Source organism: Pseudomonas sp. PD9R (genome assembly GCF_019200975.1).
Taxonomy (GTDB): domain Bacteria; phylum Pseudomonadota; class Gammaproteobacteria; order Pseudomonadales; family Pseudomonadaceae; genus Aquipseudomonas.
In genome coordinates, this window is record NZ_JAHTMR010000005.1 from 157,496 (window position 1) to 177,653 (window position 20,158).

Below are 20,158 nucleotides of genomic sequence, written 5' to 3' on the forward strand. Positions count from 1 at the left end.
TTTCCTTTAAGCGGCCTGATTGAGCTGGGCTTTGAGCAGGTCGCGAAAGGTCTGGATCAGCGGTTCGCGGCTGCGACCACGGCGCACGATCATCGAAAACGGCGCCTGATAACCGAACGTCGCCGGCAGCAGCACGCGCAAGTCGCCCTTGTCAGCCCAGGCCTGGGCATAGTGTTCCGGCAAATAGCCGATGTAGGCGCCGGACAGCACCAGAATCAGCTGCGCTTCCATACTTTCCACGGTTGCGGCGCTGTGCTTGAAACCGTGACGCGCCAGCTCGGCTTGGCTCCAGTAGCCACGACCGACCATGCGCTGCTGGGTGATGACCTGCTCGGGGATGCGCCGCTCGTTGAACAATGGATGACGGGTGCTGCAATACAACCAGTGCTGTTCGCGGTAGAGCGGCATGTACACCAGGCCACTCATACGCGTGGAGAACGCGCCGATGGCCAGGTCGAGACGGTTGTCCTGCACGCCCAGTTGCAATTCGTAAGGGCTCATTACCGACAAATGCAAATGCACCGCCGGGTGTTCCTGGCTGTAGGCACCGATGGCTTCAGCGAACGGCAAAGCCTTGTCGCTGACCGTGGAGTCAATCACCCCCAGGTTCAGCGTGCCGCGCAGTTCGCCCTTGAGCGCGGCGGCGTACTGCTCGAAGCCTTCAAGTTCGCCCAAAAGACGCAGGGTTTCCTGATGGAACAATTCACCCTTGCTGGTCAGACTGAAACCACCGCGCCCCCGATGGCACAGCACCAGGCCAAGGGCGGCTTCGAGCTGGCTCATATAAGTGCTGATGGCCGACGTCGAGAGATTGAGCTCCTGCTGGGCGTTGGCGAATCCCTGATGACGCACCACGCTGACGAAGATGCGCAATAGTTTCAGGTCGGGTAAAGCGTTGGCCATGGGTACTCCAAACACCGGTCGAGTTTCAGCTATATCCGCGCTCCACTGTAGGAGCTGCCGAAGGCTGCGATCTTTTGATCTTGATTTTTTACACCCATTAAGCCGCCGAAAATCAAAAGATCGCAGCCTTCGGCAGCTCCTACAGGGTTAGCCTTGCTTTTCGCAGGCACACATCCTATCGCCAACTATTACCATTAGTTTAGAAAAATCTGAACTAAGTATTTGCGCGTAGCGATTCTTCCCGGTCACTACATTTCGCAGAATCGCCGCACAACGGTGCCCGTACCTTCCGTGAACGGCGCAACCCTATAAATAAAACAACGACGATGAGGCCCTACCCGTGGACAAGATTCTTCACCAACCACTGGGCGGCAACGAAATGCCGCGCTTCGGCGGCATCGCCACCATGATGCGACTCCCCCATTTGAATACCGCTGCCGGCCTGGACGCTGCCTTCGTAGGCGTGCCACTGGACATCGGTACTTCGCTGCGCCCTGGCACCCGTTTCGGACCTCGCGAAATCCGCGCTGAATCGGTGATGATTCGCCCATACAACATGGCCACCGGTGCTGCGCCGTTCGACTCGCTGTCGGTAGCCGACATCGGCGACATCGCAATCAACACCTTCAACCTGCTGGATGCCGTACGGATCATCGAAGAATCCTACGACAACATCCTCGAACACGATGTGATCCCCCTGACCCTGGGTGGCGACCACACCATCACCCTGCCGATCCTGCGTGCCATCCATAAGAAGCACGGCAAGGTTGGCCTGGTGCACATCGACGCTCACGCTGACGTGAACGATCACATGTTCGGCGAGAAAATCGCCCACGGCACCACCTTCCGTCGCGCCGTCGAAGAAGGCCTGCTGGACCCGGACCGCGTTGTGCAAATCGGCCTGCGTGCCCAGGGTTACACCGCTGACGACTTCAACTGGAGCCGTAACCAGGGTTTCCGTGTGGTTCAGGCCGAAGAGTGCTGGCACAAATCCCTGGCGCCACTGATGGCTGAAGTGCGCGAGAAAGTCGGTAATGGTCCGGTTTACCTGAGCTTCGACATCGACGGCATCGATCCGGCCTGGGCGCCTGGCACTGGCACCCCGGAAATCGGCGGCCTGACGACCATTCAGGCGATTGAAATCGTTCGTGGCTGCCAAGGCCTCGACCTGGTCGGTTGCGATCTGGTAGAAGTCTCGCCCGCTTATGACACCACCGGTAATACCTCGCTGCTGGCCGCCAACCTGCTGTACGAAATGCTCTGCGTACTGCCTGGCGTAGTCCACCGCTGAGGATTGGCCATGAATGAACGTGATCAGGTTTTGAAAGCCGCCGCCGATCTGGTGTCCGCCTTCGCCCGTAATGATCGCGAAGCCTACTTCGGCGCGTTCAGCGCCGATGCCAGCTTCGTTTTCTACACCCTCGACCACCCCCTGCTGTCGCGCGATGCCTATCAGGCGTTGTGGGATAGCTGGCGTGCCGAGGATGGCTTCGAAGTGCTTTCGTGCACGTCGAGCAACGCTTTCGTCAGCCTGCAAGGTGATGTGGCGATTTTCATCCATGACGTCGCCACCGAGCTGCGCATGCAAGGGGAGCAACACTTCAGCCAGGAGCGCGAGACGATTGTTTTCAAGAAACAAGCGTCTGGCCAAGAACAACAAGGCCTATGGCTGGCCTGCCACGAACATTTGTCCGCAATGCCGGAAGGGCTGCCAACCCCTTAGCCAAACAGGCGAACGCTCACACACGATGAGCGCGCCTTTATGATCGGAGCAGATCATGAATAACAACAACAACGACCAAAGCCTTACGCAAATTGAAACCTACGGGGTCGAACAGATCCCGGACAGCGAACGCACCGCAAATCCGACGGACTTGTTCCGGATGATCTTCGGTGGTTCCAACACCTTTGCTACCGCCGTGCTCGGCAGTTTCCCGGTACTGTTCGGCCTGTCTTTCCAGGCTGGCGTCTGGGCGATTGTGCTGGGCGTATTGCTGGGTTCGCTGATCCTCGCACCAATGGGCCTGTTCGGCCCGATCAACGGTACCAACAACGCCGTGTCTTCCGGCGCACACTTTGGCGTGCACGGACGCGTCGTCGGTTCGTTCCTGTCGCTGTTGACCGCCATCGCCTTCTTCTCGCTCTCGGTGTGGAGTTCGGGTGATGCGCTGATCGGTGGCGCCAAACGCCTGATCGGCCTGCCGGAAACCGACCTGACCCTGGGCCTGGCCTACGGAATGTTCGCGATCCTGGTGCTGACCGTGTGCATCTACGGCTTCCGCTTCTTGTTGTGGGTCAACAAGATCGCGGTGTGGAGTGCCAGCCTGTTGTTCCTGCTGGGCGCCTTTGCCTTCGCCGGTCCTTTCGACGTGAATTACCCCGGCACCGTCAACATGGGTCAGCCAGGTTTCTGGGCCGCCTTCATCGGTGCAGCCCTGGTGGCCATGAGCAACCCGATTTCCTTCGGTGCGTTCCTCGGCGACTGGTCGCGCTACATTCCGCGTGAAACGTCCAAGCGCCGGATCATGGCAGCGGTAGTGATTTCGCAGATTGCGACGTTCATTCCGTTCCTGTTCGGCCTCGCCACCGCCACCATCGTGGCAATCAAGGCACCGGACTACATCGCGGCCAACAACTACGTCGGCGGTCTGTTGGCGGTTTCGCCGAGCTGGTTCTTCCTGCCGGTGTGCCTGATTGCGGTGATCGGCGGCATGTCCACCGGCACCACTTCGCTCTACGGCACCGGGCTGGACATGTCCAGCGTGTTTCCGCGGGTACTGTCTCGGGTCAAGGCGACGCTGCTGATCGGTGTGATGTCGATTGCCTTCATCTTCATCGGTCGCTTCGCAGCGAACCTGGTGCAGAGCGTGTCGACCTTCGCCGTGCTGATCATCACCTGCACCACTCCATGGATGGTGATCATGATCATCGGCCTGTTGGTGCGTCGCGGCTTCTACTGCCCGGATGACTTGCAAGTGTTCACCCGTGGCGAAAAAGGTGGCCGCTACTGGTTTACCCACGGCTGGAACTGGCGTGGCCTGGGTGCCTGGATCCCGAGCGCGGCCGTTGGCCTGTGCTTCGTGAACCTCCCAGGGCAGTTTGTCGGTCCACTGGGCGAAATGGCTGGCGGTATCGACATCAGCTTGCCGGTGACCCTGGGCCTGGCCTCGGTGGTGTACCTGGCGCTGCTGAGTCTGTTCCCGGAAACAACTGCGGTGTTCGGCCCGAATGATCCACGCAGCAAGAGCACGGACCCGCTCGTAAAACCGGCGATGCAACCCATCGCCTGATTAAACGCATTACCTGTGGTTGATGCACCACCTGTAGGAACTGACGAGTGCAACGAGGCTGCGGTCTTTTGATATTGATTTCAAAATGAGAGATCAAAAGATCGCAGCCTCGTTGCACTCGTCAGCTCCTACATGGATGGGCACATCCACAGGGATTGATTTTCAGCCTCACATAAAAAAGACAATCGGAGACACGCCATCATGGCATTGGATTTATTCGTCGTACTCATCTACGCCGCCGCGATGCTGCTACTCGGCTACTACGGCATGCGCAAGGCCAAGACCAACGAAGACTTTTTGGTCGCCGGTCGTAACCTCGGCCCGAGCTTGTACATGGGCACCATGGCGGCCACCGTCCTCGGCGGCGCGTCCACCGTGGGCACCGTGCGTCTGGGCTACGTGCATGGCATCTCCGGTTTCTGGCTGTGTGCCGCACTGGGTTGCGGCATCGTGGCGCTGAACCTGTTCCTCGCCAAACCGTTGCTGAAACTGAAGATCTACACCGTTACCCAGGTGCTCGAAAAGCGCTACAACCCGATGGCCCGCTCCGCGAGCGCGGTGATCATGCTGGCGTACGCCTTGATGATCGGCGTGGTCTCGATCCTGGCGATCGGCACCGTACTGCAAGTACTGTTCGGCCTGCCGTTCTGGATTTCGGTACTGCTCGGCGGTGGCGTAGTTGTGATCTACTCGGCCATCGGCGGCATGTGGTCCCTGACCCTGACCGACATCGTCCAGTTCGTGATCAAGACCGTGGGCCTGATGTTCATCCTGCTGCCAATCTGCCTGTACCGCGTCGGTGGTTGGGATGAGTTGGTGGTGAAACTGCCGGCGAGCGCTTTCAGCCTCACCACCATCGGTTGGGACACCATCATCACCTACTTCATGATCTACTTTTTCGGCATCCTGATCGGTCAGGACATCTGGCAACGGGTGTTCACCGTCAAGAGCGCTAAAGTGGCTCAAGTCGCCGGTACCGCTGCCGGTATCTACTGCATCGTCTACGGTCTGGCCTGCGCCTTGATCGGCATGGCTGCACACGTACTGATCCCGGATCTGGACAACGTCAACAACGCTTTCGCCGCCATCGTCAAGCTGTCCCTGCCGGACGGTATCCGTGGCCTGGTAATCGCTGCTGCACTGGCCGCCATGATGTCCACCGCCAGCGCCGGCCTGCTGGCCGCTGCCACCACCCTGACCGAAGACCTGCTGCCGAAACTGCGCGGCGGCAAACAATCGAGCCTGGGTCTGAACCGCTTGGTCACCCTGCTGACGGGTATCGTGGTGCTGGGTATCGCTCTGGTCGTGAACGACGTGATCAGCGCGCTGACCCTGGCCTACAACCTGCTGGTGGGTGGCATGCTGATCCCGTTGATCGGTGCGATTTTCTGGAAACGCGCGACCACCTCCGGTGCCATCGCCAGCATGGGCATGGGCTTTGCCACTGCCTTGCTGTTCATGTTCAAGGACGGTCTGGACGCAAATACCCCGATCTACTACAGCCTCGGCGTAGGTCTGGTGAGCTTCGTGCTGGTCAGCCTGATGTCCCGTCGCCCTGCTGTGGTCGCGAGCGCCATCTAAGCTGAAAAGAATGGATTAACTTTTTCTTCGACGAGTGTGGCGTCGGTTGCCACACTCGTTTTTTTTCGTCTGGAGAAAACCCTTATGAAGATTGTTTCTCGCGACCAGTGGTTCGAAGTCAAACAGCTCAGCGACGGCATCCGCCTGATTCACGAGCCGTACATTCGTCCGTTCTATCGCTGCAATTTCTGGCATGTCCAGGGTCGCGACAAGGACCTGTTGCTGGACAGCGGTTCGGGGCTGGTCAGCCTGCGCGAGCAATTGCCGTGGATCACCGAACGACCATTGGTCGCCGTGGCCAGTCACTGCCATTTCGATCACATCGCCGGCCATCACGAATTTGCCGAACGCTTGGTGCACCCGGCCGAGGCTGACATCCTCGCTGCACCGGACGGTGAGAATGACCTGAGTAAAGCGTTTGTCGGCGACGACATGTTCGAGGCGCACCCCGATTGTCCGTTGTGTTATGCCGAATATCGGGTCAAAGCCGCGCCGGCCACGGGCATGATCGAGGAAGGCGACGTGCTGGACCTGGGTAATCGGGTATTGCACGTGCTGCACACTCCGGGGCACTCGCCAGGTGGTATCAGCCTGTACGAAGCGGCGACCGAGACTTTGTTCAGCGGCGACATCATCTACGACGGACCGTTGATCGAAGACGCCTACCACTCCAATCTCGATGACTACGCGCGCAGCCTGCAGCGCTTGCATGCACTGCCGATCCGCACCGTGCATGGCGGGCACTTCGGCAGTTTCTCCGGGGAGCATTTGCGCAACATGATTGACGAGTGGCAGCGCCGGCACGACTGAAGCCTGCTGTACTCACCTTCAGGAAATACACCGCAGGGACAACAACAAAAACGCCCTCGAAGAACCGTCATGAAAAAAGCTGCCGTTCGTGCCGCCGTGCATCGTTTCATCAGCCGTCTGCTGGAGGGTCAGGATGACTTCGACGACAACGCCAGCCTGGCGCAGTTAGGATTGGATAAAGCGGATATCGAAGAACTGATCTTCCATCTGGAAGATGAATTTGGCTTGACGGCGTTTACTGCCGAGGAGGACCAGATGCTCAAGACAGCCAGGACGGCGAATGACTTGAGCCGGTTTTTGTTTCAGATTGGTAGGCACTGACGGCAAGGATCGCAGCCTGCTGCCGACCCTGTACGCGTACCCGTAGGAGCGAGCTTGCTCGCGAAAAATCTCCACGCGCCGCGTGCTTCCAGACAGCCAACGTTATCGTTAACGCCCATCGCGAGCGGGCTCGCTCCCACAGGATTACCGGCGACGCTGCTGGCGTCGGCGTTGTTCGTCGTCAGTACGAATTGGCACAGGTTGCAGAGGCGGTTCGATCAGACCGAGTGCGACACCCAGGTCATGCAGCCAGTTTTGGATTTTCTCTTTCATGATGCCCCCTTCAGGGTAGTGCCGAGCGGCCGGAATTCTGTAGCCCCTTCGCACTGATAATAGTCTGAAGTGCTGCGCAATGCTCACCCAAAGTGGCAATGATCTGTTACTGAATCCATCACAATTGACCGGCATTAAATCATGCAATCGCACGCGCCTGAATTTGCGCCGACGGAAAGACCGCCTGTTGCTGCTCGATCCACGCATTCAGATTGGCGCCGACCATCCCCTTGCGCCACATCAGCCAAGTGGTAGCGGTGGCAAACGGTTCGGCCAGCGGATGGACCGCCACACTTTCACGGCCCGGCAGACTGGCAAGCATCGATTCGGACATCAGCGCCACCCCGGAACCGGCGATCACACAGGCCAACATCCCGGGATAAGACTCAATTTCAATCGCTCGGCCCATCGCCGCTTTATCGTGGGAAAACCAGGACTCCAGGCGCATTCGGTAAGAACAACCTTGGCGAAAGGTGAAGACTGAACGCCCTTCCACATCCCGCGCACTTTTAACCGGTGGATGATCGGCTTCGCTGATCAGCACCAGCCGTTCTTCGCACAACAGCACACCATCAAGCCCCGCCAGTTCCGGCGGACCGTCCACCAGCGCTGCATCGAGCCGGCCAGTGAGCAAGCCTTCGAGCAATTCGCCACTGGGCCCGGACTGCACTTGCAGGTTCACCGCCGGGTAGGTTCGGTGATAGCGCGCCAACAGCGGCGGCAAATGAATCGCAGCGGTGCTGTACATCGTGCCGAGCACGAAGTCACCGGCCGGTTGCCCACCCTGCACGGCGGCGTGGGCTTCGTCGTGCAAGGCGAACAGCTTGGCGGTGTAGTCCAGCAAGACTTTTCCCGCAGGTGACAGTTGCAAACGCTGACGCTCACGCAGGAACAGTTCTACACCGAGCTGTTCTTCCAGTTGCTTGAGCCGGGTCGACAGGTTGGACGGCACCCGATGCAGGCGTTCAGCCGCACGGGTGATGGATTCTTCCTCTGCTACAGCCTGGAAGATCCGCAATTGGCTGAACTCCACGACATTCTCCAAACAAGAACAAGTTACTCACTATTATTCATTTTTAAAGAAAGTCAATCTGCCCTAGCTTAACGGTCATGGATTCGCCACCGGAACGCTGACCATGTCTCCCTTGATTCGCTTGATCGCCTGTTTTGTCGCGCTAATGATGGCCATGGGCATCGGCCGTTTCGCCCTGACGCCGCAACTGCCGCATTTGCTCAGTGAAGGCCAGATCGACCTGACTGCCGCCGGGCTGATTGCTGCCGCTAACTATCTTGGTTATTTCGTGGGCGCCGTGGACGCGATGTTCTCCCGTCGTCCGGCGCAAGTCCGTCGCCGTCTGCTGGGTGGTTTGTGGCTCTGCGTGCTGCTGACCCTGGCCTCGTTCTGGGCCAACGGATTCTGGGCGCACCTGATACTGCGCTTCGGCACTGGCGTGGCCAGCGCCTGGGTGTTGGTGATGATCACTGCATTGAGCCAGCCGCTGGCCGCTGCCGCCGGTCGCCCTCGGTTGGGTGCCTTGGTATTTGCCGGACCGGGTTTGGGGATTTTTCTGACAGGATTGTTGGCATTAGGCTCCAACCTGCTCGGCCAGACCTCCGCCACGTTGTGGTTGGTATATGCCGCCGTTGCCCTGGTGATGTTGCTGGCGATTCTGCCTTTTCTGCCGCAACCGAGCGCGATGGTGCCTGCTGTTGCGAACGTCGTCAGCTCGCACAACCAAGGCATCGGCCGTTTAGGCGTGGTCTATGGATTGTACGGTTTGGGCTACATCATCCCGGCCACTTTCCTGTCGCAAATGGCCAGTGCGCAGTTCGATGGTCAGTGGCAGGCCGACCTGTTCTGGCCGTGCTTCGGATTGGCGGCAGCGATTGGCGTGGTTCTGGTGAGCCTGCGTCGGCAAAGTGCCAACGCTACCCGTCACTGGCTGATCGCGACCCTGTGGATGCAAGCCGTCGGGGTCTTCGCATGCTTGTTGGGCAACGGGCCTGGCCTCGCTCTGCTGGTGATTTTGTGTGGCACGCCATTCCTGGCGTGCATGCAACTGGTGATGCAACGTTCCCGGGAGCTGGCGTCTCATAACACCCAACGCAACGCCGGCTTGCTGACCGCTTGCTTTGCCGTGGGCCAACTCAGCGGGCCATTGCTGGCGGCGTTGAGCAGCCACTTCAGTGGTGGCCTGCAACCTGCGCTGCTGATTGCCGGCAGTGGTTTGCTGCTGGCGGGTGGATTGCTATTCAGTCCGGTCAGTGCTGCCCAAGCGCTTTGCGCAAACGGCGGCGCACCCACTGTTCAGCGCTGACAAACGTGATGCCCAGCAGTACCAGCACTGCGCCGACGACAAAGTTGAGGCTGAGTTTTTCCCCCAGCAACACCACGCCGAACGTGACGCCGAACAACGGCGTCATGAACGAAAAAACCGCCAGGTTCGCTGCCATATAACGGCGCAATAGCCAGAACCAGATCAAGTAGCTGAAGAACGACACCACCACGCCTTGAAACAGCACACTGGCCACCGACACGGTGGTCAGGCTGACGTGAGTGATCTGGCCGCTGACAAGCGCGATCAACAACAGGCCGACAAAACCGACGATCAATTGATAGAACAGGGTCAGGGTCACTGGCGCTTCCGACAACCGCGAAGCACGCACCACCACGGTGGTCGCACCCCAGGCGGCTCCGGCCAGCACGCCCAGCGCATCGCCCATCAACATGCGGTGATCGAGGTTGTCCCAGGACACGCCGCCGGCAAATGCGATCGCGATCCCGATGAAGGCGAGAATAATCCCCAACCATTGAACAGGCCGTAAACGCTCACTGGGCAACAGCCAATGCACGCCCAGCGCGGTAAAAATCGGTGCGGTATAGAGAAACACCGACATGTGCGCAGCGGTGGTCAGTTGCAGGCCTTCGGAAATGAAGAAGAACTCCAGCCCAAACAGGGCGCCGGCCAACAGCCCGCCGCGCCAAGTGTTGCCGACCTGATCCCAACCGCCCTTCCAGCAGATCAATAATCCTACGAGCAACGCGGACATGCCCGAACGCCCCGCCGCCTGCATGACCGGCGCGATATCAGGTGCGGCCCACTTGATCATTACCTGCTGAACGCCCCAAACCAGGCACAACCCCAGCATCACTTGCAGGGCAAAACCATCGGCGCTACGCCGGGTGGCGATCACCGTAGTACCTCGACAACAAAGAACATGGCAGTCACTCAAAAAAAATCCCCTGTATGAGCTGTCGAGTGAAACGAGGCTGCGATCTCTTGATCTTGCTTATAAAAAACAAAGTCAAAAGATCGCAGCCTCGTTTCACTCGACAGCGCCTACAGGGCTTCCGGGGTTCAGCTTAGATCGATGCGATCGGCGTGAATGACAATCTGGCCGTTCTTGTATAGCGCACCAATGGCCTTTTTAAAGTTGCCCTTGCTGACGCCGAACATACTGCTGATCAGTGTCGGATCGCTCTTGTCGCTGATCGGCAAGGTGCCGTTGTTCTCGCGCAACTTGGCGAGGATCTTCGAGTTCAGGCTGCTGGCCGCTTCCTGGCCAACCGGTTGCAGGCTCAGGCTGATCTTGCCGTCGGCGCGAACTTCCTTAATGAAGCCCTTCTCTTCTTTACCGGCGCGCATGAACTTGAAGATTTCGTTCTTGTGGATCAGGCCCCAGTGCTTGTTGTTGATGATTGCCTTAAAACCCATGTCGGTGGCTTCGGCTACCAGCAAGTCAACTTCCTGGCCAGCGGTGTAATTGGCCGGGGTCTTGTCCAGATAGCGATCCAGACGCGCTGTTGCGGTGATGCGGCGGGTGTGCTTGTCGAGATAGACGTGCACCACGACGTATTCGCCAGCGGTCATCTGACGTTTTTCTTCGGAGTACGGCAGCAACAGATCTTTCGGTAATCCCCAATCCAGGAACACGCCAATGCTGTTGACTTCAACAACTTTCAAACTGGCGAACTCGCCCACCTGAACTTTCGGTTTTTCAGTTGTTGCGATGAGTTTGTCATCGCTGTCCAGATAAATAAAAACGTTGAGCCAGTCTTCATCTTCGCTGGGAATATCCTTTGGAATATAACGATTAGGCAGAAGAATCTCGCCCTCCGCGCCACCGTCCAGATATAAACCGAAGTTAGTGTGTTTAACCACTTGCAAACTGTTGTAACGCCCGACTAAAGCCATGTTCAATACCCTCATTGCGTGGGCGCATTCTACCCGGTTTTACCGGCCGCGTTCGGCGGCTGGCGTGAAGGCGCAAGAAAATCCTCTGAAGGCCTTCATTTTCCTGGGCTTGCCGGATCGCGTGGCCACTCGTCCGACAGGCCCAGTGATTCATGTCGCAACCACAGACGCGAAAACCGTAATTTAGCCACCCCTGTTCTTAGTTAAAACAGCAGCTTAGAGAAATATTCAAATTAATAACCAGCGATAATCGAGCGTTCTCCGCTGTCCTTCGAGGGATATTTGCCAAGCAAATATTCGGTGTTTCCTGTACGATGCCTGGCCAAGTTAAATTTCTACAGGTTAATGGCCGCCATGCGCGTAAAAGCATCCACCAGCAAAGCAAAGCCAGCTCCAGCCGTCGAAACCAGCGAATCGATCAACAGCCAGATTGCTGCGTTCCTCAAGTCCGGCGGTGAAATCCAGCAAATTGCCAAAGGCGTCAGCGGCCAGACATTCGGCCCGTCCAAGCAGATCACCTTGGGCAAAAAGTAACACCCTCCGCGTCACCTGGTCCGTAAGCGCTTTGAGCTTCGAAGCGCTTGGACTGGAACCCTCGAAAACCAATCATTTTTAAAAAATCGACGAACGGCCCTCGAAGCCAGTCATTCGCCGGTATCCTTGCACGCGTCTAGATCAAGCGTTCCAGCAGACTCTTCAACCTGCACTCGCTGTTCATGGAGTGACGCATGCGCAAACCCTCCTGCTTATTGTTACTGCTCGGCAGCCTCCTGCCGTATTCATTGGCGCACGCGCAAATTTTCCAGCGCGAGTTGGGTGCTTTCGACCTCAAACTTGGCACCAGCCCCAGTCGCAGCATGGCGCAAGGGCTGGTCAAGCCCTCTGCCGTCGGTTCGTTCCATGGCGGTCTGGACCTGACTCACGACAGCGGCTTCTACGTTGGCCAATGGGCGCCGAGCATGGGCATCAGCCCCGGCAAAAATCTCGAAATCGATTCCTACGCGGGTTTTAAACAACCCTTCGACCAAACCCTTGGCTACGAAGTGGGCATCATCCACTACAGCTATCCCGAAGTGGACACCCTCGACAGTCAGGAATTGTTCGGTGGCCTGACCTTGCTCGGCAGCCGTTTCGGTGCCGCGATCAGCAACGATCCGGACAAACAGAACAGCACCGTGTTCGCCGACCTGGGCGGTAATCAGCCATTCGGCATCGGGATCAGCCTGAAATACACCACCCACCAACTCAACACACCGGTCGCGGTGGACGGTGGCTATGTAGGCAGTTTTACCGATTGGTCAGTGAAATTGTCCCGACCATTTATGGGCATCGATCTCGATTTGATCTACAGCGATTCCAGCCTCAGTGGCAGCTATTGCTCGGCCTATTCTGGACACAACAGCCAATGCGATGGGCTGGTCACGCTCAAGGCCGAACGCAGCTTCTATTGATCGGCTGAACTGCCGGGCTCATCCTGCGTTCACATGAGAATCAGACCCCGAAGCCAGGCTTACGCAAGGATTCGCCCATGTCTCGCTGGTTAAGACACATCGCTTTTGTGCTTACCGTCACCCTCGCCCTCTGCGGTTGCAGCCGAATGGGCCTTGCCTACCGCAACCTCGACGTGATCATTCCGTGGACGCTCAGCGATTACCTGGACATGAACGGCGAGCAAAAAGGCTGGCTCAACGAACGCCTGAAGGAGCACCTGAGCTGGCATTGCACCACGCAAATGCCGGGTTACCTCGACTGGCTCGACCGCCTGCAGACCATGGTCGCGACCAATCAGGTCACCGATGCCGCACTGCAGGCCCGGACCGTGGAAGCCAAACAGGCCATCGCCGAAACCGCTCGGGAAATCACCCCCTCGGCGATCGAGTTGTTACAAGGACTGGATGACAAGCAAGTCGCAGAGATGAACGAGGCTTTCGCCAAGGACCAGCGCAAACGCCAGGAGGAATACCTCAAACCGCCCCTCGATCAGCAAATAAAGGAACGCGCTGAGCGCATGGAAAAACGACTGGATGACTGGTTAGGACCACTCAGCCCAACCCAGCGACAACGGGTCATGACCTGGTCGAAAACCTTGGGCGACCAAAATACTCAATGGATCGCCAATCGCGACCATTGGCAAAAGCAGTTCAGTGCGGCGGTTGCACAACGCCAAAGCCCAGAATTCCCACAACGAATCGAGACGCTTCTGGTGAATCGCGAGAGTTTGTGGACACCGCAATACCGCCAGGCCTTCGCCAATACCGAAGCCCAGGCGCGCTCATTGTTCGTAGACTTGATGGCTGAGAGTACGCCGGCTCAGCGGCAGCGGTTGCTGAAAAAAATCGAGGGTGTGAGGAAGGACTTCGGTGATTTGAAGTGTTTGAAGGTGGTAAAGCAGTAAAGGAAGATCAAAAGATCGCAGCCTTCGGCACCTCCTACATGGGAATGCGTACCCGCCGCAGGCTGCGATCTTTTGCTTCAGGCAATCTGCGCCTTCGAAGCCAGCTCATCAAACGTCATCTCGTCCAACGCATCTTGCTGCTCATCCAGCACCTGGCGTGGGTGGTCGTTGCCCGGAATGCTGCTGTCGATCAGGCTTAACAACCTTGAACCACGCATCGTCAAAATGTAGTTCGATCCGGTGCCACCCTGCTCTTCTGGCCTAGGCTCGATATAACCGCGCTCAAGCAGCAACTTTTCATACTCGCCGGCCACCGCTTTCAGATGGTCGAGGTTTTCAGTCTGCTCGCCTTCAGAGGCCTTTTCTGCCGCGTATTGCTCGGCATAAGGTCGTGGCGTGAAGCTGGCTTCACCGTGCTGCACTTCATGCAGCAAGCGTTCAATCAAATCCCAGTTATAAGTCGTCATCCTGATTCAACCTCCGGTGCCCGAGAGTAAGAGGGCCTTCTTAGGTTGTGACCGACTGGCTCGGCAGCCGTTCAGCTTAGGTTTCTGTCACTACCGACCGGTGGTCTGTCGAATTCCCGGCAGGTCAAGCGACTAGGTTGGGTAAGAGGTTTAACCCGCAGCGCGGATCAACTTTCGCCACAGCATGCAGGAGAAATCACCATGAACATCCAGAATCATCCCGTCGTGTCCCGGGAAGAATGGCTCGCCGCGCGCAAGCAACACTTGGCCCGCGAAAAGGCTTTCACCAAGGAACGGGACAAACTCAGCGCCGAACGCCGCGCCCTGCCCTGGGTGAAAATCGACAAGGACTACCACTTCCAGGGACCAGATGGCGAACTGAAGCTCGCCGACCTGTTCGGCAACCACAGCCAATTGGTCATCTACCACTTCATGTTCGCCGAAGGCTGGGATGAAGGCTGCCCCGGTTGCTCGTTCCTCTCCGACCACATCGACGGTGCCAACCAACATTTGGCTCACCATGACATTGCTGTGGTGGCGGTTTCCCACGCACCGTTCGCCGAGTTCCAGGCATTCAAACGACGCATGGGCTGGAAATTCGACTGGGTATCGTCAGCCGGTTGCGATTTCAATTATGACTTTGGGGTGACGGCCCGGGCCGAAGACGTTGCTGCTGGCAAGGCTACGTACAACTACGAAAAAACTGACGGCGCCGAAGAAGAACTCCCCGGCCTCAGTGTGTTTTATCGCAATGACGCCGGTGAGATTTTCCACACTTACTCGACGTACGCACGCGGCCTGGACATGTTGGTGGGTGCTTACAACTACCTCGACCTGACGCCCAAGGGCCGCAATGAAGAGGAAATCATGGAGTGGGTGAAACATCACGACCGATACGAGGAAGAGGCAAAACCCAGCTGCTGTCATGGGGGATAGGCACAATTTTCTTCAACACCCCTCATCCCCTGTAGGAGCAGCCTGCTCGCGATGATGCCGGCACATTCAACATAGCGTTGGCCGCTGAATCGCCATCGCGAGCAAGCTCGCTCCTACAGGAATTGGCGCACCTCTGAACTTTTCACCTTATCCAACCCTCAACCAGATAACCCGCCTTAACCGGAACTGAGGCCTACTCCATGAAAATCCTGCTGAAACTCACCCTCGCCGCCACCTTCGCTTGCGCCCTGCCTGTTTGGGCCTGTACGCCTGAGGAAGCCACCGCCAAGCGTGAACAACTGGCTCAGGAAGTCACCAAAATCACGCAACAGAATCCGGCCAAAGCCAGAGAAATCAATGACGAGTTGCAGAAGATGGACCTGGGGACTGCCGCCAAGGATTTGCCGGACAAGTGCCAGTTGATTGATCAGCGTTTGAAAGAGTTGGAGTCGGCGGGGAAAAAAGCTGAGGGCTAATGTAAAAGATCAAAAGATCAAAAGATCGTCCGAACGCGGCCCGAGCCTTCGGCAGCTCCAACATGGATTGCGCGCACAAAAAAACCCGGACACTGTCCGGGTTTTTTATGGTCGCTACGGCGCTTTATTCAGCAGCCGGCGCTTCCGGCTTACGGCGCTTGAGCGGTGCCATGCCGTCCTTGCTGACCAAAGAGTCGCTCTTCGGCCGGTTGGCGCTCTTGCGCTTGGTCGGGGTCTTGGCGGCGGTTTTTTTCTTGTCACCCTTGGCGTCGGTCTTTTTCTTCTTCACGCCGACAGCTTTGCCCGAGGCCTTGACCTTTTTCGGTCCGCCGTAGGTACCTTTGACTTCCTTGATGGTGCGGCGCTCGAAAGTCTGCTTGAGGTAGCGTTCGATGCTCGACATCAGGTTCCAGTCGCCGTGGCAGATCAGCGAGATCGCCAGGCCATCGTTGCCGGCGCGGCCGGTACGACCGATACGGTGCACGTATTCGTCGCCGCTTCGTGGCATGTCGAAGTTGATCACCATGTCCAGGCCTTCCACGTCGAGGCCGCGAGCAGCAACGTCGGTAGCGACCAGGATCTTCACCCCACCTTGCTTCAGGCGGTCGATGGCCAGCTTGCGGTCCTTCTGGTCTTTCTCACCGTGCAAGACAAACGCCTTGTACTCCTGCGCCACCAGGCGACCGTAGATGCGGTCGGCCATGGCCCGGGTGTTAGTGAAGACGATGGCCTTCTGGTAGGTCTCGTTGGCCAGCAGCCAATTGAGGATCTGCTCTTTGTGCACGTTGTGGTCAGCAGTAATGATCTGCTGACGAGTGGTCGAGTTCAGATCGCTGACGTTGTTGACCTGCAGGTGCTCAGGGTTGTTCAGGACCTTGGCGACCATCTCGCGCAGGGTTGAACCGCCAGTGGTAGCGGAGAACAGCATGGTCTGCTGGCGGTTGGTGCATTCCTCGACCAGGCGCTGTACGTCTTCGGCAAAACCCATGTCGAGCATGCGGTCGGCTTCGTCGAGTACCAGCACTTCGACTTCTTTCAGGTCGAGGTTGCCGGCGTTCAGTTGCTCGATCATCCGGCCCGGTGTGCCGATCAGGATGTCCGGCACCTTGCGCAGCATGGCAGCCTGGACCTTGAAGTCTTCACCACCCGTGATCAGGCCAGACTTGATGAAAGTGAACTGCGCGAAGCGTTCAACTTCTTTCAAGGTCTGCTGGGCCAGTTCGCGAGTCGGCAGCAGGATCAGGGTCTTGATGCTGACGCGGATCTTGGCCGGGCCGATCAGGCGGTTGAGGATCGGCAAAACGAATGCAGCGGTTTTGCCGCTACCGGTTTGCGCTGTCACCCGCAGGTCACGCCCTTGGAGCGCCAGCGGAATAGCCGCTGCTTGCACAGGCGTTGGCTCGACAAATTTAAGCTCGGCCACGGCTTTGAGCAGGCGTTCGTGCAGGGCGAATTGGGAAAACACGGGTGCTACCTCGAAGAAATGCAAAAAATCAGCTGCATAGGGTAACGGTTTCGAGCGCGTAGGCCGAGTTTCTTTATGCAAACGACAGTAAACAGTGGCTTTTTTGTTGCCTGATTTGTCCCCGACGGTAATACAAAGCGTCTTAAATGCTCTAATCGCCACTCGCGCCTTATAGAAGAATCGTTTTTGCCCATGGATATGAAACAGCTCTGGCTCGATGCCCAAGACCTTTGGGGCGCTCTTGATCAACACCCGCTCCTGCATTCCAGCCTGGCGCTGATGGTTTTGCTGGTGATTGCGCTGACCCTCGGACGAGCGGCGCGTTATCTGATCCTGCATGCCGTCAAATTGCTCGGCCGCCAACCGGCGTTGTATTGGCTAAACGACTTGCGTCAAAACAAGGTGTTCCAGCGCCTGGCGCAGATGACGCCTTCATTGGTGATCCAGTTCGGCCTGCACCTGGTGCCGGAACTGAGCAAAACGGCAATGGTGTTCCTCGGCAACGTCGCCCTGGCGTTCACCATTCTATTCCTGCTGCTGTCCATCACTGCCCTGCTCAATGCCTTGCTGGACATCTATGCCCGCACCGAACACGCCCGAACGCGCTCGATCAAAGGCTATGTGCAACTGGCAAAAATGGTTTTGTACGTGTTTGGCGCGATCATCATCGTCGCCACACTGATCGACCGTTCACCGCTGTTGTTGCTGTCGGGCCTGGGCGCGATGTCGGCGGTGATTCTGTTGGTCTACAAGGACACCCTGCTGTCGTTCGTTGCCAGCGTGCAGTTGACCAGCAACGACATGCTGCGGGTTGGTGACTGGATCGAAATGCCGCAAGTCGGTGCCGATGGCGACGTGGTGGACATCACGCTGCACACCGTCAAGGTGCAGAATTTCGATAAGACGATCGTGTCGATTCCGACCTGGCGCCTGATGTCCGAGTCGTTCAAAAACTGGCGTGGCATGCAGCAATCCGGGGGGCGGCGGATCAAGCGCAGCCTGTTTATCGACGCCAGCGGTGTGCGCTTCATCCGCGATGACGAAGAGCTGAAACTGACCCAGGTGCATCTGCTGACCGACTACATGAGCCGCAAGAAGGCCGAACTCAAGGCGTGGAACGAAGCTCAGGGCAGCGTCGCGGCGATGTCGGCCAACCGCCGTAGGATGACCAATATCGGGACCTTTCGAGCCTATGCCTTGGCGTATCTGAAGAGCCATCCGGACATCCAGCCGAACATGACCTGCATGGTTCGACAGATGCAAACCACGGCTCAAGGGATTCCGCTGGAAATCTACTGTTTCACCCGCACCACGGTGTGGGCCGATTACGAGCGGATTCAGGGGGATATTTTCGACTACTTGCTGGCGGTATTGCCGGAGTTTGGCTTGAGCCTTTATCAGCAGCCGAGCGGGGCGGATTTGCGGGCTGGGTTGTTGCCCGCAATGCTGGGGGCGAGCCACATCCCAGAGGCCGAAAAACACATCATGTAGGAGCTGCCGAAGGCTGCGATCTTTTGCCTTTAAGAGTTCAAGATCAAAAAATCGCAGTTTGCGCCAGCTCCTACATTGGTTTGGCGTGTGGCCTGATACCCAATCGGCTTACCCAAACCGCCGCCAGAATCACCGAGCCACCCAAGAACAGCCGCCCCAGCTCTTCATGCTGGTTCCAGATCAGCAAATTGATCAGCAACCCCACTGGCACATGCAGGTTGTTCATCACCGCCAGCGTCCCGCCACTCACCAGGCAAGCCCCCTTGTTCCACCAGTACAACCCGAGCGCGGTCGAGACCAGACCGAGGAAGACCAGCACGCCCCACTGCAGGGGGGCTTCGGGCAAGAAATTCTGTTTTCCGAACAGCAAGAATGCCGGCAATGCCACTGCCAACGCGCCGAGGTAGAAATAGCCGAATCGCCGATAGTGCGGCAGTTCGCTCGGATGGCGAGCCACGAGGTGTTTATAGAGTACTTGCCCGGCTGCATAGGTGAAATTGGCCAGTTGCAGCAGCAGGAAACCCATGAAGAAGTCCGGGTTGATCCGGTCGTAGCGAATCACCGCTGCCCCCGCCACCGCCACCAGTGCCGCGACCAGTGCCCATGGGTTGAAGCGACGGTTCAGCGCGTCTTCAATCAGGGTCACGTGCAGCGGTGTAAGGATGGTAAACAGCAGCACTTCCGGCACGGTCAACACCCGAAAACTCAGATACAGGCAGACGTAAGTCACACCAAACTGCAACGCACCGATCAACAACATGCCGCGCATGAATGCCGGTTCTACCGAGCGCCAGCGCGTCAGCGGAATAAACACCAGTCCCGCCAGTAGCACACGCACCAGCACCGCGAAATAACTGTCGACGTGACCGGCCAGGTATTCGCCGATCAAACTGAAGGAAAACGCCTGGATCAGCGTGACAAAAAGTAGATAGCCCATGCTCGCCTCGTTTTGAATGGCGGCGACGATAGCGGGTTTTGCCGTTGATCGCGAACAGTCAAACAATACAAAACCCTTGTGGGAACAGGCTTGCTCGCGAATACGGACTGTCAGTCGCCATCGATGGCGAATGACACATGCCCCCTGTAGGAGCCGAGCTTGCTCGCGATGGCGGTGTGTCCATCAACAATGATGTCGGCTGATACACCGCCATCGCGAGCAAACTCGGCTCCTACAGATTCATGCGAATCCAGCAAATCGCAGGCAAAAAAAAGGTTCATCACGGATTGCCGGGAAAGACGCTCTTGATCTTCATGAAAAAGAATTCGCTATCCCGGTAACCGTACGCCATCCGCTTGATGACCTTTATTCGATTGTTTATTCCTTCCAACTGACCGGTGTGCATCGGCCAGCGAACCCGACTCACGATGCCCCGCCAGTAAGCCTTTAGCCGTTTGGCAAACTGGATCAGAGCAGGTATTTCGCTTTCATGAGCRTCTCGTGGGCTCGGAGATGTGTATAAGAGACAGGAGTGGCAAAGCGCCGTCTGGTGGCTCTGGAGCGCTGCTCAATTATTGATTTTAGTCAAACCTTGGGTACTCGCCTGAGTCGTTTTC

The 20,158-nt window shown here is 57.5% G+C and carries 22 protein-coding genes and 1 pseudogene; 13 read left to right on the plus strand and 10 right to left on the minus strand.

From position 1 onward, the window contains the following. Positions 1-6 precede the first annotated feature (6 nt). The gene (locus tag KUF73_RS12655) at positions 7-903 is read right to left on the minus strand and encodes a LysR family transcriptional regulator (protein WP_090324399.1); all 897 of its coding nucleotides are present in this window, start codon (positions 901-903) and stop codon (positions 7-9) included. 340 nt (positions 904-1,243) lie between these two features. Here KUF73_RS12655 and speB point away from each other — a divergent pair, with 340 nt between their 5' ends. The 6 genes from speB (at position 1,244) to KUF73_RS12685 (ending at position 6,905) form a co-directional block, all read left to right on the plus strand. Next, positions 1,244-2,194, plus strand: a complete 951-nt coding sequence (gene speB, locus KUF73_RS12660; RefSeq protein WP_218438377.1) for an agmatinase — start codon at positions 1,244-1,246, stop codon at positions 2,192-2,194. A gap of 9 nt (positions 2,195-2,203) precedes the next feature. Beyond that, on the plus strand, positions 2,204-2,626 hold the full coding sequence (locus KUF73_RS12665; protein WP_218438378.1) for a nuclear transport factor 2 family protein: 423 nt from the start codon (positions 2,204-2,206) through the stop codon (positions 2,624-2,626). 55 nt (positions 2,627-2,681) lie between these two features. After that, on the plus strand, positions 2,682-4,193 hold the full coding sequence (locus KUF73_RS12670) for a cytosine permease (RefSeq protein WP_218438379.1): 1,512 nt from the start codon (positions 2,682-2,684) through the stop codon (positions 4,191-4,193). 201 nt (positions 4,194-4,394) lie between these two features. Next, complete coding sequence (locus KUF73_RS12675) at positions 4,395-5,774, plus strand: sodium:solute symporter (protein WP_218438380.1); 1,380 nt, start codon at positions 4,395-4,397, stop codon at positions 5,772-5,774. Positions 5,775-5,858: 84 nt separating this feature from the next. Beyond that, complete coding sequence (locus KUF73_RS12680; protein WP_218438381.1) at positions 5,859-6,584, plus strand: MBL fold metallo-hydrolase; 726 nt, start codon at positions 5,859-5,861, stop codon at positions 6,582-6,584. A gap of 69 nt (positions 6,585-6,653) precedes the next feature. Further along, complete coding sequence (locus tag KUF73_RS12685) at positions 6,654-6,905, plus strand: acyl carrier protein (RefSeq protein WP_218438382.1); 252 nt, start codon at positions 6,654-6,656, stop codon at positions 6,903-6,905. 144 nt (positions 6,906-7,049) lie between these two features. On the opposite strand, the gene KUF73_RS31390 is transcribed toward KUF73_RS12685, so the two are convergent. Then, the gene (locus KUF73_RS31390) at positions 7,050-7,178 is read right to left on the minus strand and encodes a PA1414 family protein (RefSeq protein ID WP_007914492.1); all 129 of its coding nucleotides are present in this window, start codon (positions 7,176-7,178) and stop codon (positions 7,050-7,052) included. A 139-nt stretch (positions 7,179-7,317) separates the two neighbouring features. Then, entirely contained in the window at positions 7,318-8,211 is an 894-nt protein-coding gene (locus KUF73_RS12690; RefSeq protein ID WP_218438383.1) for a LysR family transcriptional regulator, read from the minus strand. Between the two features lie 103 nt (positions 8,212-8,314). Here KUF73_RS12690 and KUF73_RS12695 point away from each other — a divergent pair, with 103 nt between their 5' ends. Next, positions 8,315-9,496 (plus strand): MFS transporter, encoded by a 1,182-nt coding sequence (locus KUF73_RS12695; protein ID WP_218438384.1) that lies wholly within the window; start codon positions 8,315-8,317, stop codon positions 9,494-9,496. Here KUF73_RS12695 and KUF73_RS12700 read toward each other — a convergent pair. Next, positions 9,441-10,373 carry a DMT family transporter gene (locus tag KUF73_RS12700; protein ID WP_218438385.1) on the minus strand — a complete coding sequence of 311 codons (933 nt, stop codon included), beginning with the start codon at positions 10,371-10,373 and terminating at the stop codon, positions 9,441-9,443. The genes KUF73_RS12695 and KUF73_RS12700 overlap by 56 nt on opposite strands. Positions 10,374-10,537: 164 nt before the next feature. Continuing rightward, complete coding sequence (locus KUF73_RS12705; protein ID WP_218438386.1) at positions 10,538-11,374, minus strand: S1 RNA-binding domain-containing protein; 837 nt, start codon at positions 11,372-11,374, stop codon at positions 10,538-10,540. A 345-nt stretch (positions 11,375-11,719) separates the two neighbouring features. Here KUF73_RS12705 and KUF73_RS12710 point away from each other — a divergent pair, with 345 nt between their 5' ends. The 3 genes from KUF73_RS12710 to KUF73_RS12720 all read left to right on the plus strand — a co-directional run bounded on the left by KUF73_RS12710 (position 11,720) and on the right by KUF73_RS12720 (position 13,769). Further along, entirely contained in the window at positions 11,720-11,908 is a 189-nt protein-coding gene (locus KUF73_RS12710) for a hypothetical protein (RefSeq protein ID WP_015096330.1), read from the plus strand. A 194-nt stretch (positions 11,909-12,102) separates the two neighbouring features. Then, on the plus strand, positions 12,103-12,825 hold the full coding sequence (locus KUF73_RS12715) for a TorF family putative porin (RefSeq protein ID WP_218438387.1): 723 nt from the start codon (positions 12,103-12,105) through the stop codon (positions 12,823-12,825). A gap of 77 nt (positions 12,826-12,902) precedes the next feature. Next, the gene (locus KUF73_RS12720; protein ID WP_218438388.1) at positions 12,903-13,769 is read left to right on the plus strand and encodes a DUF6279 family lipoprotein; all 867 of its coding nucleotides are present in this window, start codon (positions 12,903-12,905) and stop codon (positions 13,767-13,769) included. 77 nt (positions 13,770-13,846) lie between these two features. Here the strand turns inward: KUF73_RS12720 and KUF73_RS12725 are convergent, their stop codons facing one another. After that, on the minus strand, positions 13,847-14,236 hold the full coding sequence (locus tag KUF73_RS12725; RefSeq protein WP_218438389.1) for a transcriptional regulator: 390 nt from the start codon (positions 14,234-14,236) through the stop codon (positions 13,847-13,849). 201 nt (positions 14,237-14,437) lie between these two features. Between KUF73_RS12725 and KUF73_RS12730 the strand changes: the two genes are divergently transcribed. After that, positions 14,438-15,172 carry a thioredoxin family protein gene (locus KUF73_RS12730; RefSeq protein WP_218438390.1) on the plus strand — a complete coding sequence of 245 codons (735 nt, stop codon included), beginning with the start codon at positions 14,438-14,440 and terminating at the stop codon, positions 15,170-15,172. A 200-nt stretch (positions 15,173-15,372) separates the two neighbouring features. Next, positions 15,373-15,648 (plus strand): hypothetical protein, encoded by a 276-nt coding sequence (locus KUF73_RS12735; protein WP_218438391.1) that lies wholly within the window; start codon positions 15,373-15,375, stop codon positions 15,646-15,648. A gap of 124 nt (positions 15,649-15,772) precedes the next feature. On the opposite strand, the gene KUF73_RS12740 is transcribed toward KUF73_RS12735, so the two are convergent. Next, positions 15,773-17,113, minus strand: a complete 1,341-nt coding sequence (locus KUF73_RS12740; protein WP_218438392.1) for a DEAD/DEAH box helicase — start codon at positions 17,111-17,113, stop codon at positions 15,773-15,775. 192 nt (positions 17,114-17,305) lie between these two features. Between KUF73_RS12740 and KUF73_RS12745 the strand changes: the two genes are divergently transcribed. After that, positions 17,306-18,604: a mechanosensitive ion channel family protein gene (locus KUF73_RS12745; RefSeq protein ID WP_218438393.1), complete on the plus strand. Its 1,299-nt coding sequence runs from the start codon at positions 17,306-17,308 to the stop codon at positions 18,602-18,604. A gap of 70 nt (positions 18,605-18,674) precedes the next feature. Here KUF73_RS12745 and KUF73_RS12750 read toward each other — a convergent pair whose 3' ends face one another. The 3 genes and pseudogenes from KUF73_RS12750 to KUF73_RS12760 form a co-directional block, all read right to left on the minus strand. After that, complete coding sequence (locus tag KUF73_RS12750) at positions 18,675-19,541, minus strand: carboxylate/amino acid/amine transporter (protein ID WP_218438394.1); 867 nt, start codon at positions 19,539-19,541, stop codon at positions 18,675-18,677. Between the two features lie 110 nt (positions 19,542-19,651). After that, positions 19,652-19,822: a hypothetical protein gene (locus tag KUF73_RS12755; protein WP_218438395.1), complete on the minus strand. Its 171-nt coding sequence runs from the start codon at positions 19,820-19,822 to the stop codon at positions 19,652-19,654. Continuing rightward, positions 19,822-20,037: pseudogene (locus KUF73_RS12760) on the minus strand (transposase); the annotation flags it as partial. The gene KUF73_RS12755 and the pseudogene KUF73_RS12760, both read right to left, overlap by 1 nt. Positions 20,038-20,158: the final 121 nt, after the last annotated feature.

Excerpts from the sequence above, each read along its gene's own strand:
- KUF73_RS12655 (WP_090324399.1), bottom strand. The coding sequence starts at position 903 with ATGGCCAACGCTTTACCCGACCTGAAACTATTGCGCATCTTCGTCAGC.
- KUF73_RS12665 (WP_218438378.1), top strand. The coding sequence starts at position 2,204 with ATGAATGAACGTGATCAGGTTTTGAAAGCCGCCGCCGATCTGGTGTCC.
- KUF73_RS12670 (WP_218438379.1), top strand. The coding sequence starts at position 2,682 with ATGAATAACAACAACAACGACCAAAGCCTTACGCAAATTGAAACCTAC.
- KUF73_RS12675 (WP_218438380.1), top strand. The coding sequence starts at position 4,395 with ATGGCATTGGATTTATTCGTCGTACTCATCTACGCCGCCGCGATGCTG.
- KUF73_RS12680 (WP_218438381.1), top strand. The coding sequence starts at position 5,859 with ATGAAGATTGTTTCTCGCGACCAGTGGTTCGAAGTCAAACAGCTCAGC.
- KUF73_RS12685 (WP_218438382.1), top strand. The coding sequence starts at position 6,654 with ATGAAAAAAGCTGCCGTTCGTGCCGCCGTGCATCGTTTCATCAGCCGT.
- KUF73_RS31390 (WP_007914492.1), bottom strand. The coding sequence starts at position 7,178 with ATGAAAGAGAAAATCCAAAACTGGCTGCATGACCTGGGTGTCGCACTC.
- KUF73_RS12695 (WP_218438384.1), top strand. The coding sequence starts at position 8,315 with ATGTCTCCCTTGATTCGCTTGATCGCCTGTTTTGTCGCGCTAATGATG.
- KUF73_RS12705 (WP_218438386.1), bottom strand. The coding sequence starts at position 11,374 with ATGGCTTTAGTCGGGCGTTACAACAGTTTGCAAGTGGTTAAACACACT.
- KUF73_RS12710 (WP_015096330.1), top strand. The coding sequence starts at position 11,720 with ATGGCCGCCATGCGCGTAAAAGCATCCACCAGCAAAGCAAAGCCAGCT.
- KUF73_RS12715 (WP_218438387.1), top strand. The coding sequence starts at position 12,103 with ATGCGCAAACCCTCCTGCTTATTGTTACTGCTCGGCAGCCTCCTGCCG.
- KUF73_RS12720 (WP_218438388.1), top strand. The coding sequence starts at position 12,903 with ATGTCTCGCTGGTTAAGACACATCGCTTTTGTGCTTACCGTCACCCTC.
- KUF73_RS12725 (WP_218438389.1), bottom strand. The coding sequence starts at position 14,236 with ATGACGACTTATAACTGGGATTTGATTGAACGCTTGCTGCATGAAGTG.
- KUF73_RS12730 (WP_218438390.1), top strand. The coding sequence starts at position 14,438 with ATGAACATCCAGAATCATCCCGTCGTGTCCCGGGAAGAATGGCTCGCC.
- KUF73_RS12735 (WP_218438391.1), top strand. The coding sequence starts at position 15,373 with ATGAAAATCCTGCTGAAACTCACCCTCGCCGCCACCTTCGCTTGCGCC.
- KUF73_RS12745 (WP_218438393.1), top strand. The coding sequence starts at position 17,306 with ATGGATATGAAACAGCTCTGGCTCGATGCCCAAGACCTTTGGGGCGCT.
- KUF73_RS12750 (WP_218438394.1), bottom strand. The coding sequence starts at position 19,541 with ATGGGCTATCTACTTTTTGTCACGCTGATCCAGGCGTTTTCCTTCAGT.
- KUF73_RS12755 (WP_218438395.1), bottom strand. The coding sequence starts at position 19,822 with ATGAACCTTTTTTTTGCCTGCGATTTGCTGGATTCGCATGAATCTGTA.